The 13,838-nt window shown below is 69.1% G+C and carries 16 protein-coding genes; 6 read left to right on the plus strand and 10 right to left on the minus strand.

Features of this window, described 5'->3' with window-relative positions; all coding sequences use genetic code 11:
- Positions 1 to 228 precede the first annotated feature (228 nt).
- Positions 229 to 522, minus strand: a complete 294-nt coding sequence (gene groES, locus WB508_RS12460) for a co-chaperone GroES (protein ID WP_423845198.1) — start codon at positions 520 to 522, stop codon at positions 229 to 231.
- 175 nt (positions 523 to 697) lie between these two features.
- On the opposite strand from groES, the gene WB508_RS12465 reads away from it, so the two are divergent.
- The 5 genes from WB508_RS12465 to WB508_RS12485 are packed head-to-tail and all read left to right on the plus strand — an operon-like array spanning position 698 to position 4,721.
- Positions 698 to 1,852 (plus strand): THUMP-like domain-containing protein, encoded by a 1,155-nt coding sequence (locus tag WB508_RS12465; protein WP_423845199.1) that lies wholly within the window; start codon positions 698 to 700, stop codon positions 1,850 to 1,852.
- Between the two features lie 25 nt (positions 1,853 to 1,877).
- Positions 1,878 to 2,582: a LamB/YcsF family protein gene (locus WB508_RS12470; RefSeq protein ID WP_423845200.1), complete on the plus strand. Its 705-nt coding sequence runs from the start codon at positions 1,878 to 1,880 to the stop codon at positions 2,580 to 2,582.
- Positions 2,579 to 3,172 carry a 5-oxoprolinase subunit B family protein gene (locus WB508_RS12475; RefSeq protein ID WP_423845201.1) on the plus strand — a complete coding sequence of 198 codons (594 nt, stop codon included), beginning with the start codon at positions 2,579 to 2,581 and terminating at the stop codon, positions 3,170 to 3,172. The genes WB508_RS12470 and WB508_RS12475 overlap by 4 nt, the downstream gene beginning before the upstream one ends.
- Entirely contained in the window at positions 3,169 to 4,020 is an 852-nt protein-coding gene (locus tag WB508_RS12480; RefSeq protein ID WP_423845202.1) for a biotin-dependent carboxyltransferase family protein, read from the plus strand. The genes WB508_RS12475 and WB508_RS12480 overlap by 4 nt, the downstream gene beginning before the upstream one ends.
- Positions 4,021 to 4,040: 20 nt before the next feature.
- Positions 4,041 to 4,721: a hypothetical protein gene (locus WB508_RS12485; protein WP_423845203.1), complete on the plus strand. Its 681-nt coding sequence runs from the start codon at positions 4,041 to 4,043 to the stop codon at positions 4,719 to 4,721.
- A 9-nt stretch (positions 4,722 to 4,730) separates the two neighbouring features.
- Here the strand turns inward: WB508_RS12485 and WB508_RS12490 are convergent, their stop codons facing one another.
- The gene (locus WB508_RS12490) at positions 4,731 to 6,386 is read right to left on the minus strand and encodes a glycoside hydrolase family 3 N-terminal domain-containing protein (protein WP_423845204.1); all 1,656 of its coding nucleotides are present in this window, start codon (positions 6,384 to 6,386) and stop codon (positions 4,731 to 4,733) included.
- Between the two features lies 1 nt (position 6,387).
- Positions 6,388 to 7,416 carry a tRNA (adenosine(37)-N6)-threonylcarbamoyltransferase complex transferase subunit TsaD gene (tsaD, locus tag WB508_RS12495; RefSeq protein ID WP_423845213.1) on the minus strand — a complete coding sequence of 343 codons (1,029 nt, stop codon included), beginning with the start codon at positions 7,414 to 7,416 and terminating at the stop codon, positions 6,388 to 6,390.
- Between the two features lie 70 nt (positions 7,417 to 7,486).
- Here tsaD and WB508_RS12500 point away from each other — a divergent pair, with 70 nt between their 5' ends.
- Positions 7,487 to 8,302 (plus strand): phosphatase PAP2 family protein, encoded by an 816-nt coding sequence (locus WB508_RS12500; RefSeq protein ID WP_423845205.1) that lies wholly within the window; start codon positions 7,487 to 7,489, stop codon positions 8,300 to 8,302.
- Positions 8,303 to 8,321: 19 nt separating this feature from the next.
- Here the strand turns inward: WB508_RS12500 and WB508_RS12505 are convergent, their stop codons facing one another.
- From WB508_RS12505 to alr, 7 genes are read right to left on the minus strand one after another with little or no spacing between them, the layout of a single operon-like run.
- Positions 8,322 to 9,080 (minus strand): lysophospholipid acyltransferase family protein, encoded by a 759-nt coding sequence (locus WB508_RS12505; RefSeq protein WP_423845206.1) that lies wholly within the window; start codon positions 9,078 to 9,080, stop codon positions 8,322 to 8,324.
- 39 nt (positions 9,081 to 9,119) lie between these two features.
- Positions 9,120 to 9,536 (minus strand): DUF5709 domain-containing protein, encoded by a 417-nt coding sequence (locus WB508_RS12510; protein WP_423845207.1) that lies wholly within the window; start codon positions 9,534 to 9,536, stop codon positions 9,120 to 9,122.
- Between the two features lie 23 nt (positions 9,537 to 9,559).
- A complete protein-coding gene (locus tag WB508_RS12515; RefSeq protein ID WP_423845208.1) occupies positions 9,560 to 9,988 on the minus strand; it encodes a GNAT family N-acetyltransferase in 429 nt (142 codons plus the stop codon).
- A gap of 4 nt (positions 9,989 to 9,992) precedes the next feature.
- Positions 9,993 to 10,616 (minus strand): tRNA (adenosine(37)-N6)-threonylcarbamoyltransferase complex dimerization subunit type 1 TsaB, encoded by a 624-nt coding sequence (gene tsaB, locus WB508_RS12520; RefSeq protein WP_423845209.1) that lies wholly within the window; start codon positions 10,614 to 10,616, stop codon positions 9,993 to 9,995.
- Between the two features lie 30 nt (positions 10,617 to 10,646).
- The gene (gene tsaE, locus WB508_RS12525; RefSeq protein ID WP_423845210.1) at positions 10,647 to 11,642 is read right to left on the minus strand and encodes a tRNA (adenosine(37)-N6)-threonylcarbamoyltransferase complex ATPase subunit type 1 TsaE; all 996 of its coding nucleotides are present in this window, start codon (positions 11,640 to 11,642) and stop codon (positions 10,647 to 10,649) included.
- Positions 11,639 to 12,628 (minus strand): alpha/beta fold hydrolase, encoded by a 990-nt coding sequence (locus WB508_RS12530; RefSeq protein ID WP_423845211.1) that lies wholly within the window; start codon positions 12,626 to 12,628, stop codon positions 11,639 to 11,641. Before WB508_RS12530 ends, tsaE begins: the two co-directional genes overlap by 4 nt.
- A complete protein-coding gene (alr, locus tag WB508_RS12535) occupies positions 12,625 to 13,740 on the minus strand; it encodes an alanine racemase (protein WP_423845212.1) in 1,116 nt (371 codons plus the stop codon). The genes WB508_RS12530 and alr overlap by 4 nt, the downstream gene beginning before the upstream one ends.
- Positions 13,741 to 13,838 lie beyond the last annotated feature (98 nt).

Raw genomic sequence — 13,838 nt, forward strand, 5'->3', positions numbered from 1 at the left:
CACTTCTTGTCGAGGACGACGTATCGGCCCTTGGGGCCGAGGGTCACCTTGACGGTGTTGGCGAGCTTGTCGACGCCACGCTCCAGCGCGCGACGGGCGTTCTCGTCGAATTCCAAGATCTTGGGCATGCGGTGTCCTTTGGTGGAAAGACGGTCTGACTACGGGGGTGGCGACGCGCAGCACCCCAACCTTCGGGCGGAGACTCCGCGCGAAGGTTGGGGCATGGCGTCAGGAAACGATGGCGAGAACGTCGCGCGAGGAGAGGATCAAGTACTCCTCACCGCCGTGCTTGATCTCGGTGCCGCCGTACTTGCTGAACAGCACCTTGTCGCCGACTGCGATGTCGAGCGGAACGCGGTTGCCGTTGTCGTCGATACGGCCGGGGCCGATCGCGACGACGGTGCCCTCCTGGGGCTTTTCCTTGGCGGTGTCAGGAATGACCAGACCGGATGCGGTGGTCTGCTCTGCCTCGGCGGCCTGGACGACCAGGCGATCCTCGAGCGGCTTGATGGTGACCGACACGTTGTCGACCTCCCCTTTCGGCGTGGAACATGGACAGATGGGCAACATTTGTCGCCGCCTCAAAATCTAGCACGCCGCTGGCACTCGACCCAAGAGAGTGCTAACTCGTTCGCTCTCAGCGAAGCGACGACATCGCTGGTGCGGAGGCACCGCACCCTCCTGCGAGACTGTGTGCGTGGATGTCGAGACCTTCGAGCAACTCCTGACCCCGGCGGGCCAGATGCTCCTGGAGGAGATCGCGCGCTGCGCCGGAGTGGAGAGCGACCTCGCGCTCGGCACCCGCCTGCGCAGGACCTGGGCGCCAGACCTGGTCGCCGCAGCCGTGACGCAGAACCACCTGCGCGGCAAGGCGGCCGGCAAGTTCGGGGCGGCGGCCACTCACATGTACTTCACGCATGACGCTCTCGAACAGTCCACCCGCTCGGTCGTGGCCGAGCACCGGGCTCGCCGGATAGCGGACAGCGGCGCCCGTGCTGTGGTCGACCTCGGCTGCGGCATCGGCGGCGATCTGTTGGCCCTTGGTCGCGCCGGCCTGCGGGTGCGCGGCATCGAACGCGATCCCGTGCGCGCGGCCATCGCGCGAGCCAACCTCGCCGCTGCGGGCCTGCTCGGCACGGTCGAGGTCGGCGACGCGGAGCTGACCGACATCGCTGACGACGAAGTGGCGTTCATCGACCCCGCGCGCCGCGACGCGCGCGGCCGAACCTTCTCGACCGCGGATCTGCAACCGGACTGGGGTTGGGTGCGCCAGCGTCTCGAAGGCCGAACTGTCGCCAAGGTCATGCCGGGGTTGGCACACACCGAGGTGCCCGATGGCGTCGAGGCGGAGTGGGTCAGCGACAGGGGCCAGCTGGTCGAGGCCTGCTTGTGGGGTGCGCCCTTCGCCACCGCGCGGCGACGAGCCACCGTGCTGCCTGCCAGCGCCACGCTCACCGCGTCCGGTGAGCCGGCGGCCGTCGCCGACGTCGGAGCCCACCTGTACGAGCCGGACGACGCCGTGATCCGGGCCGGGCTGGTCAGCGAGTTCGCCTCCCAGATCGGCGGGTGGCTGACCGATCCGCACATTGCCTACGTGAGCACCGACGCGCAGGTCGCCACCCCGTTGGCTCGCGGATTTCGGGTCGTGGAGGAGCTGCCATTTCGCGAGAAGCCGCTCAAGGCCGCGCTGCAGGTGCGACGCGTGGGCACGCTGACCATCAAGAAGCGAGGCGTCGAGATCGTCCCCGAACAGCTCATCAAGCGCATGAAGCTCACGGGCCCGAACACCGCACTCGTGGTCATGACCCGGGTCCAGGACCGAGGCCGCGCGTTCCTCGTCGCGCCCCACTGACGGTAACGGCATGAAACATTGAGGCATGGATCTCAATGCCGATCTCGGCGAGTCATGGGAGCGCTGGCGATCCGGTGAGGACGTCGAGCTGCTCGACGTCGTCACCAGCGCCAACGTGTGCTGCGGGGCGTACGCCGGTGACACCGACCTGATGCTCGCCACGTGCGAGGCGGCAGTCGAGCGCGGCGTCACCATCGGCGCGCAGGTCGGCTACCCCGATCGCGAGGGATTTGGTCGTGTGCCGCTGAACCTCGGCGACAGCGCGCTGATCGCGACGGTGCGAGAGCAGATCGATGCGCTGGCGGTCGAGGCCGACGCAGCTGGCGGAAGCGTCTCGTACGTCAAGCCGCACGGAGCCCTCTATCACGCGATCGCGACTGACCACCGTCAAGCGGCCGCCGTCGTGGAGGCCATCGTCGGCTACGGACTCCCGCTGCTCGGCCCACCGGACTCGATGTCCCTCCGCCTGGCTGCAGCCGAAGGGCTCCCGGTCGTGCGCGAGGGGTTCGCCGACCGGGCCTACTCCCCCGATGGCACGCTCGTGCCGCGCACCCAGCCAGGCGCCGTGCTGGAGTCGCCCGATCAGGCAGCGGCCCAAGCAGTGTCGCTGATCAGTCGCGTCGAATCCGTGTGCGTGCACAGCGACTCTCCCGGCGCGCTCGACACAGCTCGAGCGGTGCGCGCCGCCTTGACGGCCGCCGGGGTCACGGTGGCAGGACTGTTCGGGTGAAACTGCTTCCCTGCGGCGATCGCGCGGTGCTGCTGGACTGCGAGAGCCTCACCGAGGCGCGCCGGTGGCACACTGCACTCGCCGGTGAGCACGCCGGCCACATCGTCCTCGGTGCTCGCACAGTCCTCGTGCACGGAGACCCACCGCGGATCCGCGACCTGGTGAGCCGCACGTCGCCCGCCGACGAGCTGGTCGACGCGACCACCGCCCGTGAGGTCGAGATTCCGGTCATCTACGACGGACCAGACCTCGACGAGGTCGCCCGCCAGACCGGCCTCACGACAGCACAGGTCATCGCGGCTCACACCGGTACGCCGTGGGTAGCAGCCTTCGGTGGCTTCGCCCCCGGTTTTTCCTACCTCGTCGACGGCGACCCCCGCTTGAACGTCACCCGCCGTTCCACGCCACGGACCGCAGTTCCCACTGGATCAGTGGGCCTGGCCGGGGAGTTCAGCGGCGTGTATCCACGAGCGTCTCCCGGGGGCTGGCAGCTGGTGGGCCACACCGACCTGCCGACGTGGGACACCACGCGCGACCCGGCTGCGCTGCTTCTGCCGGGGACCGTCGTGCGCTTCAGGGAGGCGACGTGAGCCTCATCGTCGAGCAGCCAGGCGCCCGTCCACTGCTGCAGGACCAGGGCCGGCCCGGCCAAGCGGCGCTAGGCGTCAGCCCATCGGGGGCTTTCGACCGGGGCGCCCACCGACAGGTCAACGCGCTGCTGGGCAATGACGAGAACGCCACCGTCGTCGAGATGCTGCTCGGCGGGCTGGTCGTGACGGCGACCGCCGACCACACCGTCGCCGTCGCCGGCGCCATCGGACCCGTCACGATCGACGGACGGCAAGCCGCGCACGGCCGTGCCGTGCTGCTACGCCGGGGCCAGCGCCTCGCCATCGGTCAGGTGACGTCCGGACTCCGCGCCTACCTCGGCGTCGCTGGCGGATTGACAGGGGACCTCGAACTGGGGTCCCGGTCCTCGGACACCCTGTCGGGCCTGGGCCCCGCTCCCCTGGCGGCTGGCGACGAGCTCGTCGTGGGGAAGCCGGCGGCGGTCCCCGCCCTGCCCGACGTGCCTGCCCTGATGCGCACCGGCAGTCTCACCCTCGAGGCGGTGCTTGGTCCCCGCGATGACTGGTTCACCGACGCCGCCGTTGCCTCCCTGCTGTCGACCGGGTGGGGTGTCACACCCGACTCCGACCGGGTCGGCGTGCGCCTCGCCGGGCCAGCGTTGCAGCGGGCACGCGATGTCGAACTACCCAGCGAGCCGTGCGTCCGTGGCAGTGTCCAGGTGGCATCCGATGGTCGCCCGATCGTCTTCGGCCCGGACCACCCTGTCACCGGCGGTTATCCGGTCATCGCTGTCGTGGTGGACGCCGACACCGACCTGTTGGCCCAGGCCAGACCGGGTGATGTCGTCAGGTTCGTCCGGAGGGCCTGACGGCCTGACATCATGCTGCGATGAAGGATCTGCGCAGTGTCGTCGTCCGCCTCGTCATCGGTTCGTTCGGGGTGGCCGCCCTGCTCGGCGTCATCGCCCTGATCGGCGGCGGCAGCTTCGGCGAGACCGAGGGGCGCATCCTGCGGACCACCGTCATCGTCGGCCTGGAGTCGATCGCGGTGCTGTGCTACCTCACGGTGGCCGGGCGGTCGTCCGCGTGGCTCGGCGTGCTGGGCGGAGCCGTGTCGTTGGTGCCGTTCGGCCTCGCCCTGGTCCTCACCTGGTCCGACGGTGACCTCGGCGAGAACCTGTGGCGGGCGTTCGGCGTCTCGATCACCCTCGCGGCCACGCTCGCGCAGGCGTGCCTTCTCATCGGGCTGACCCACCGTCGCCGACTTCTGCTGGTCGTGACGCTGGCCATGACGTCAATCGTCGCGGGGATGATCATCGGCCCGATCCTGGACATCGGTGGCATCGACGATCTCTACTGGCGCGTGTTCGGTGTCATCGCCATCTTCGACGCGCTGGGCACCGTGGTGCTGGTGGCGCTCCGGGTCTTCGACAGCGGCCCCGAGCAGTCGGCTGCCACCCGTGGGTCAGACCTGTCGGCTGCGGTGGAGTCTCGCTTGAACCATGCCGCCGCCGCACGAGACACGACTCCCACCGACCTGCTCAACCGCATGCTGGACGATCTGGGCTGAGTCAAAGCCCTACGAGTCGCAGGTCTGCACGTCGATGCCGTCGACCGGCAGACGGCCTCCGGCCGGTGTCGAGCCCGTGAGCACGTCAATGAGAGCGCGCATCGCAGGCGGACCCGCGCCGAAGAGAGCGATCTTGGTGGCTGCGCGGCTGTTCTGCAGCGGGTAGGGCCGATCAGTGGTGACGACGATGTCGGCTGATCCGCCCGCGGTGGTGTTCCCGAGCAGCTGAACGACCGGTCCGCTGCCGATCGAGGTGTCGCTGGCCTTGGCCGCCGCGACGAAAGCGGCCACGAGGTCCGGTGATCCCATTGGCCTGAACGACGTGGGCTCCGGCACGTCCTCGCACGGCTCGGCAACCACGGTGACCGCCGCGGCGCTGAGCCCGACCGCCTCCTCGAGGTGTGAGCCCGGCTCACCCGGCAGCTCACGAGAGGCGTCCGCATGCAGCAGGTAGGCGATCGTGCGCGCCGCCGAGGCTCGCGCCTGCGCCTCCGGCAGGTCGCCGGACCGCAGCGCCTCGAGCATCGAGTCGTGGGCCTGCAGATTGTCGGCTGGCATCAAGGCCACGTCGCTCCCCGCCTTGACCGCCTCGACGGCCGCCTTGCCGCCGGGATAGCTCTTCATCACCGCGCCCATGCCGAGCGAGTCACTGACGACCAACCCGTCGAAGTCCATCCTCTCGCGCAGCTCGGTCGTGATGACCTGGCGCGACATCGATGCCGGCACTCCCTTGTCGAGGAGCGGCACATCGAGATGCCCGGTCATGATGCCCGGGACGCGGACATCGATCGCTGCCTCAAACGGCACGAGGTCGTGATTGCGGAAGCGATTCTCGTCGCTGTCCAGGATCGGGAGGCCCTTGTGGCTGTCGGTGCTCACGTTGTGCCCCGGAAAGTGCTTGGCGACCGAGATGATCCCCGCCTCGGAGTAGCCGTCGACGGCGGCTACCACGGCGCGCGCGACAGTCTGCGGATCGGTGCCGGCCGAGCGTGACCCGATGATGGGGTCATCGACGCCGATCGTGATGTCGCTGGTCGGGGCAAAGACCGTGTTGAATCCCGCCGCTCGCAGCTCCGCCCCCGAAGCACGTGCCGCAGCGGTGACGGCCGCCGCACCCGAGGTCGAGTCTCCGGCAATGGCCGCGCCCGCTGACATGAAGGTCGGGAACGGGGTCAGCGGCGCCGCCAGACGGGCGACCAATCCGCCTTCTTGATCGATCGGGATCATCACCGGCACACCGCGCTCTGAACCAGCGGCCTGCATCTGGTCGTTGAAGTCGGTGACGGTCGCCAGCGGATCGGAGGTGGTGACGTCAAGAATGCGATTGCCGGTGACCATGGCGCCGGCGAAGTGCCGGTCGCGGATCAGCGCGAGGGAGGACTCGTTGTCGAAGTGCCGCGCCACGATCAGCTGTCCGGCCAGCTCCTTCAGCGTCAGATCCTTCGCCTTCTGCGCGGCTTCTGCGCGCTCCTTCTCGGTGGGTCCCCAGCCAACCGGTTCGGCCGGCGTCGACGGTGCCGGGGCCGGAGCCGACTTCACCGGCGCGGGTTCGGACCGTGCGGACCGATCGAGCGCCGTCGCGGTCACGGCCGAGCCGATCACGAGGGCGGCGACCGCCGCGACGAGCGCGGGACGCCGACTTCGAGTCTCCCGTGCGTGCCGCATGTCAGGCAGCCACCACCTGGGTGACGGGCATCCCGGAGTCGACCGGGAGGTCCAGCGATGACGGCGGGAGACCGCGGCGCACGACTTCGGCTCCGAGCGCCGCCACCATGGCGCCGTTGTCGGTGCACAGCCCCATCCGCGGCACACGGACCTCGATACCCGCGGCCGCAGCGCGCTCCTCGACCATGGCGCGCAAGCGGCTGTTCGCTGCGACGCCACCGCCGACGATCAACGTGTCGATGTCGTGATCGCGGCAGGCCGCGACGGCCTTGGCGGTCAGCACGTCGCAGACGGCGTCCTGGAAGGAGGCCGCGATGTCGTTGACCGGTACTGCGCGACCCATGCGGCGTTCGTGCTGCACATGTCGGGAGACGGCACTCTTGAGCCCGGAGAAGGAGAAGTCGTAGCGATACCGGTCGCGGTCCCGGCCGTGCGTGAGACCGCGCGGAAACGCGATGGCTGTCGGGTCGCCCTCACGTGCCACACGATCGATGTGTGGGCCACCCGGGTACGGCAGGTCAAGCAGCCGGGCGACCTTGTCGAAGGCCTCTCCCGCGGCGTCGTCGATGGTCTGACCGAGCAGGGTGATGTCCGAGGAGATGTCGTCCACGAGCAGCAGCTCGGTGTGACCTCCTGACACCAGCAGAGCGGCCACCCGGCGGTCGAACCGTCCGTGCTCCAGCTGATCGACCGCCACGTGGGCGGCTAGATGATTCACGCCGTACAGCGGCTTGTCGTGGGCCAGAGCCAGCGCCTTGGCCGCAGCGACGCCCACCAGCAACGCACCGGTGAGACCGGGACCAGAGGTGACCGCGATGGCGTCGACGTCCTGCACACGCACGCCGGACTCGGCATAAGCCTGCTGCAACGTGGGCACCATGGCCTCGAGGTGGGCGCGGCTGGCGACCTCGGGCACGATACCGCCGAAGCGCACGTGCTCGTCCATGCTCGAGCTCAGCGCGTGGGCCAGCAGCTCGGTGCCGCGGACGATGCCGACTCCTGTCTCGTCGCACGAGGACTCGATGCCCATCACCAATGGTTCAGCCACGCCGCCATTGTGTCAGGCGGACGAACTGGCGCAGACGGCCTAGCATCGACAGGTGCAATGGGTGACGTGGCAGCAGGCGGCGACGGCCAGTGCTGGCCTCACCGTCGCCTGGCTGGTGTTGCGCGGCCGTCGACCATCGGCCGCAGCCCTGGCCGCTGGCACGCAGGAGCTCGCCCTGATCTCCGCGCTGTACGCGGTCTGGCGACTCGGCTTCCAGCTGCCGCTGACCCACGAGGCCGGGGCATTGGATCGCGCACGCCAGATCGCCGAGGTCCAAGAGAGGCTGCACCTGCCAAGCGAGCTGTCGGTGCAGCAGGCTGTGCTGCCGCACGACTGGCTGGCGAATCTGCTGAACGACTACTACGCCGTGGCTCACGTGCCGGGGCTGATCGTGTTCATGATCTGGTTGTTCGTGCGGCACCGTGACTGCTACCCCCATTGGCGCAACGGTCTGGCGCTGTTGACGGGGGCGTCGTTGCTCTTGCACTTCGTCAGAGTCGCCCCTCCCCGATTCATCCTCGAGCTGGGCTTCGTCGACCTGTCCCAGCGCTTCGGCTTCGACGTGTACGGACCGCCCGGTTCGGCCGTCTCGGACCAGTTCGCTGCGATGCCGTCGATCCACGTGGGGTGGGCGGCCGTGGTCGCGCTGGGTGCCGTAGCCGCATCTCGCAGCGCGTGGCGCTGGGTGGCCTTCTCCCACCTGCCGCTCACGGTGTTCGCGGTGACCGCCACGGGACACCATTGGTGGCTCGACGGCGCCGCGGCCATCGCCCTGCTGCTGGTCGGTCTGCGAATCGACACGGTGGCACGTCGGCGCATCGTCGCACGGCGTCCCACGGTCGCGACGGTGCAGACGCCAGCGATCTAGCCACGCCCGACTGGTGGGTTCAGTCCTTCTTCGCCGCTCGCTTGGCTGCTCGCGCTGCGTACTCCTGTTCGTCGAGGCGCTTGGCCTCCTCCAGCGAGGGCGCCGTGCCGCCGTGCCGAGCCGGTGCCCACCACTGGCCCTGCGGGCTCAGGGGGTACTGCTCGATGGCGTGGTCCAGCAGCGCGGTCATGGCTTCGCGCAGCCGCTGGGTCTCGGCGACAGGGTCCTCGCCCGTGACGTGGAGCGGTGCGCCGACGTGCAAGCCGATGGTCTTGCCCCGGCCCCTCATGTCGCCTTCGTGATCCTTGGTCTTGAGCAGCTGCGTGCCCCAGGTGACCATCGGAATCAGCGGCACACCGGCCTCGGCTGCCATGCGGACTGCACCGGTCTTGAGCTCCTTGATCTCGAAGGACCGACTGATCGTGGCCTCTGGGAAGATGCCGACGATCTCGCCGCTGCGCGCCAGGTCGACGGCGTCGCGGTACGACTGTTCGCCGTTGGCCCGGTCGACCGATATGTGGTGGTACGACCGCATGAGGGGTCCGGAGATCTTGTGGTCGAAGGCGTCCTTCTTGGCCATGAACCGCACGAGTCGCTTGCTGGGCTGTGCCGCGAGTCCGTCGAAGATGAAGTCGACGTAACCGATGTGATTGGCTGCCAGGATCGCTCCGCCAGTGCGCGGGATGTGCTCGGTGCCCGACGTCTGGAACTTGATGCCCAGTGCCTTGAACAGCGTCTTGGCGGTCAGGATCGTGGCGGGGTACGTGAAGTCGCGCATGCGGTCACACTACCCAGTGGACAGCACCCCAGACTCGGTTCAGTCGTCCTCGATCACGTGGACTGCGGCTTCCTCCGCGCTGGAGCCAGCGCCGTCGATACCGACGTCATCGCCGACGAGCTCGGACTCGGTGTCCTCGCCGCGACCCCCGTCTGGGTCGACCAGCCGGCCCGCGCGCTCCCGTCCGACCTCACCGCCGACCTGTTCGCCCTGCTCTTCATAGGGGTCCGGGTCGGGCATCTCCTGCGCGATGCGCTGATCGAAGGACTCGCCCTCCAGCGCCTCGTCGGCTGTGGTGCCGAATCCTTCGCCGCGATACGACTCCGGCGGCGAGTAGCCCTCGTCCAGCACGTCGCCGACGCCGCGATCCTCCAGGGTGTCCTCGGGCTGGCGCTGGTCGAGGACCTCGCTCTGTTCCATCTGCTCGGCACCGTCATCGGGGGTCATCTCGGTCATGTCTTCACAGTGCCACGCTCGGCTCAATCGGCAAGTGGGCGTTGCATCACGATCGCGTCGATCCCACCCGGGTAGTACTTGCTGCGTCGGTGGATCTCGACGAATCCTGAGTCGACGTACAGGGCCAGCGCTCCGGAGTTGTCCTCGGCGACCTCGAGCAGCATGCGAGCAGCGCCGCGCCGCCCCGCGTGATCGGTGAGCTGGGCGAGCAGGTCACGGCCCACTCCGCGACGGCGAGCCTCGGGAAGTGTGGCAAGGCGATCGAGATCGGCGGTGTCGCCCGCGACCCGCACCACGCCGAAGGCATCTCCGGACGTCGTGATCAGCACGTCCTGGTGCGGATCGGTCACGGCGCTCTCCAGCAAGGACGTGCCCCACGCGTCAGCGCCGAAGCACGCGACCTCGATCGCCAGCAGCCTCAGGACGTCCTCGGTCGATGCGCGGCGGATCATCGGATCATCGGGCAGCGCGCGGTTGGGCATCCGGCCGACGCAGGTACAGCGGTTCCAGCGGAAGATCGACGTGGCGCCCGTCGGCCACCAGACCCGCGAGGGCGCTGGCGCGGGGCAGAAGATCACCTCGTGCGTCGAGCGTGTCGGGGTAGAGGGCCGCGCCGGGACCGTAGGCCGGGAGGTCTGGGCACTGGAATGCCAGATCCGCGGGGCTCAGCACGTGCGGTCCGTCCAGGCGACTGCCGTTGGCGCCGTACTTGGCCCAGTAGACCTCCTTGCGCCGGGCGTCCGTGGCCACGAGGAACTCGGTCTCAGACTCCACGTCGGCAGCGATGACATCCAGTGTGCACACGCCGTGCGTCCGTATGCCCAGGGTGGACGCGAGCGTCAGTGCCGTGACCACGCCCACCCGCAATCCGGTGAATGGTCCCGGGCCGACCCCGACGGCCACGTCAGTCAGCTCGGCCATCGTCACGCCGGCCTGGACGAGTGCGTCACGGATGATGGGGGCCAGCTGCTCACCGTGCGCCATCGCCCCACTCGCACCGGCCTCGCCGATCACCGAGGAGCCGTCGTGCACCGCCGCCGTGATCGCGGCGGTGGCGGTGTCGAAGGCGAGCAGCAGCACCCCCCGAGACTAGAACACCGCTGGATGCGCTCAGTCGTCAGTGGAGTCGGCCAGGACCGTCGAACGCAGCGGGACGCCTGCCCAACGCGTTCCGCGCGGCTTGATGGTGACGACGCGCGGCGCGTCGTCCTCGCCGGGCTCGGGTTCCACCTCGCCCTCGTGCTTGGTGCCCAGTGGGTCGATTGGGCGCGGACCGCGCACCTCGATGCGCACGTGCAACCAGCTGTCGTTGAGCTGCTCGGCCATGCCGTCACCCCACTCGACCACCGTGATGGCGTTGGCGGCTGCAGCGTCCAGATCGATGTCGTCGAGCTCGGCGGCAGCGCCCAACCGGTAGGCGTCGACGTGCACCAGATTCGGGCCATCCACCAACGACGGGTGCTCGCGGGCCAGCACGAACGTGGGCGACGTGATGGGGCCCCGCACTGCGAGCGCATCGCCGAGTCCTTGCGTGAACGTGGTCTTGCCGGCCCCCAGGTCGCCGGAGAGCACCAGCAGGTCCCCCGGGTTCAGCAGCCGGCCCACCCGACGCGCCAGATCCTTCATCAGGTCCGGTGTCGGAACCTCGCGTGAGAGCCACAACGTCTTGGCGAACTCGATCAGTGGACCGTCTTGTCGCACGGGGTGATAGAACCGCCGCGTCCAGAATTGCACCGTCTCGGGCAGCTCCTCGCGGACGTGCAGCCAGATGCCGTCCTTGCCGCGTTCCTCGGCCGTGTCCTCCGCGACACCAACCATGGCCGAGGCGACACCCCGGTCCTGCAGGTCCGGGTCGACCGCGACCCGCCTCAGCCCGAGAAGTCCGTCGCGACTCTCGTCGAACAGCAGCGCTCCCATGGGGTGATCGCGACGCTGCACCAGCAGACCGCCGGGACCAGCCAGCACCCGCCGCACCGACTCGACCGTCTCGTCCATCGCCGTCGACGGCGGATCGAGGGCCTGACGCACCCCGAACGACCGGTGGATCACGTCCACGACCTGCTCGGCGTGCTCCGGGCCGGCATCGATGACGTTGAGGGCGGTCATTCCAGATCCTTCCGGACTCGATCGACGACGTCCTCGATGGCGTCCGTCACCTGTTCGTGCTCCTCGAAGAGCACCATGTGGCCGGCACCCTCCACCTCGACCAGGTCCGCGTCGGCGATGCGCTGGGCGAGTCGGCGACTCGCGTTGATCGGGGTGATCTGGTCATGGGTCCCGCACACGACCGTGGTGTGTGCCGCGGCGACTGTGGGCAGGCCCGGCGTCAGGTCGAGCCCGACGAAGTTTGCGTAGAAATCCGTCAGTACGTGCACCGGGGCACGCAGGAGCATCTCGTTGGTCATGTCGACGTGTCGCTCGTGCGCCTTCGGTCCGAGGCCCCAGCGCTTGATCAGCGTGTAGCTGTTGAAGGTCCGCCCCCACTGCAGCACCGGACTGGCCGCTCTCAGCAACGGAACCATGTAGCGGAGTGCGGGGAGATCACCCGTGGCTCCGGCCGCCGTCGTGCTGATCAGCACCACACCACGCACCCGACGCGCGAACAGCTCCGGAGCGTCGATGGCCAGCTGCATGATCGACATGCCACCCATCGAGTGGCCGACGAGGATCACTGGGCCCCGTGGGACGACCTCGTCCATCACCGTCGCAAGATCAGAGGCGAGGTCGGACAGCGACGATCCTCTGGCGCCGGAGCGGCCGGACCTGCCGTGGGAGCGCTGGTCCATGAAGACCATGCGCACGGCGCCCCGCATCGCCAGCCGCTGGTAGTGCCAGCTGTCGAGGGTGCACATCCAGCCATGCACGAAGACGACCACCGGCATCTCACGGTCCGCCTCGTCGACCTCGACGTTGATCGAGACGCCGTCATCGGCGGTCACCGCGAGTGGGGTCGAGTGCACCGATCCGAACTCGACGTCCTCGCCACGACGAAGCCGCCGCGAGGTCGACCGACGATTGTTCAAGACGGTCGCCGCGAGGCCCGACGCCACGAAGGCTCCGGCCGTTGCGGCGATGCGAGCGGTCCGATTCATCGTTGCCCACGATATGTGCGCACGACCCGGCCACCGACGCGGGTCACGATCTCGTACGCGATGGTGCCCGCCGCGACGGCCCAGTCCTCGGCCGTGGGCTCGCCGTCGGATCCCGGTCCGAACAGGGTGATCACGTCGCCGCGCGCCGCCTCGCGGTCGCCGAGATCGACCACGATCTGGTCCATGCAGACGCGCCCGACCTGCGCGATCGACTCTCCCCGCCACCCGGCCAACAAGTGGTTGGATCCGGTGACTGGTATGCCCTCGCCGTAGCCCAGAGGCAGGAGCCCAAGCGTTGTCTCGCGATCGGTGGTGAACGTGTGACCGTAGGAGACGCCAGAGCCTGCTGGCACCCGCTTGATCGCCGCCAACCTCGCGCGCAGCGTCATCACCGGGGTCAGCGCGACCTCGTGGACCAATCCGGGGGCTGGATTGATGCCGTAGGACGCGATCCCCACGCGGACCAGGTCGAGGTGCGACGACGGCCGGGTGAGCGTGGCGGCCGAGTTGGCGATGTGCCGAAGTCCCGGAGCGAGACCAGCGGCCTCCATCTCGGCGACGGCAGCGTCGAACACCCGCTGCTGATCGTCGTTGGCCGGGTGGGCCGGCTCATCCGCGCAGGCGAAGTGGGACCACACTCCCGTGATGTCGACCCGACCCGCGACGTGGTGCGCTGCCGCCGCCTCGACCAGCCTCGACCAGTCATCCCCCAGAGCGCCATTGCGCGCCAGGCCCGTGTCGACCTTGAGCTGGGCTCGCGGTCGCGGCGCACTGGCGACGATCTGATCGAGCTGGTCGACCGAGGACGCCGTCATCTCGACGTCGGCCGCGACCGCCGCGGCCACGTCCTCATCAGGTGCGGCCAGCCAGCACAGCAGTGGCCCAGTGTCGCCGCCGCGGCGCAGCGCGAGAGCCTCATCGACCGTCGCGACGCCCACCCAGTCGGCGCCAGCCTCACGGGCCGCCAGCGCGATCGGCAGCGTGCCGTGGCCGTAGCCGTTGGCCTTGACGACCGCCATCAGAGCGGAGGTCGGGGCGCACGCGGACAGAGCCTCGATGTTGCGGCGGTACGCGTCGAGATCGATGATCGCCTCCGCCTGCGGGCCGCTCATGCCCAGCTCTCCTGCAGCACGTGCGTCAGGGAACCGGCGAGGAACGCGGCCAGGGTGCGCGGCAGCGCCGCGGCCACCGCGGACGCGGTGACCGGACC

Origin of the sequence: Aeromicrobium sp. (genome assembly GCF_049586495.1) — a bacterium.
Lineage (GTDB): Bacteria > Actinomycetota > Actinomycetes > Propionibacteriales > Nocardioidaceae > Aeromicrobium.

Excerpts from the sequence above, each read along its gene's own strand:
- alr (WP_423845212.1), bottom strand. The coding sequence starts at position 13,740 with ATGAGCGGCCCGCAGGCGGAGGCGATCATCGATCTCGACGCGTACCGC.
- WB508_RS12490 (WP_423845204.1), bottom strand. The coding sequence starts at position 6,386 with ATGCGGCACGCACGGGAGACTCGAAGTCGGCGTCCCGCGCTCGTCGCG.
- WB508_RS12505 (WP_423845206.1), bottom strand. The coding sequence starts at position 9,080 with ATGCGCGACTTCACGTACCCCGCCACGATCCTGACCGCCAAGACGCTG.
- WB508_RS12515 (WP_423845208.1), bottom strand. The coding sequence starts at position 9,988 with ATGATCCGCCGCGCATCGACCGAGGACGTCCTGAGGCTGCTGGCGATC.
- WB508_RS12470 (WP_423845200.1), top strand. The coding sequence starts at position 1,878 with ATGGATCTCAATGCCGATCTCGGCGAGTCATGGGAGCGCTGGCGATCC.
- WB508_RS12510 (WP_423845207.1), bottom strand. The coding sequence starts at position 9,536 with ATGACCGAGATGACCCCCGATGACGGTGCCGAGCAGATGGAACAGAGC.
- WB508_RS12530 (WP_423845211.1), bottom strand. The coding sequence starts at position 12,628 with ATGAATCGGACCGCTCGCATCGCCGCAACGGCCGGAGCCTTCGTGGCG.
- WB508_RS12485 (WP_423845203.1), top strand. The coding sequence starts at position 4,041 with ATGAAGGATCTGCGCAGTGTCGTCGTCCGCCTCGTCATCGGTTCGTTC.
- tsaE (WP_423845210.1), bottom strand. The coding sequence starts at position 11,642 with ATGACCGCCCTCAACGTCATCGATGCCGGCCCGGAGCACGCCGAGCAG.
- tsaD (WP_423845213.1), bottom strand. The coding sequence starts at position 7,416 with ATGGGCATCGAGTCCTCGTGCGACGAGACAGGAGTCGGCATCGTCCGC.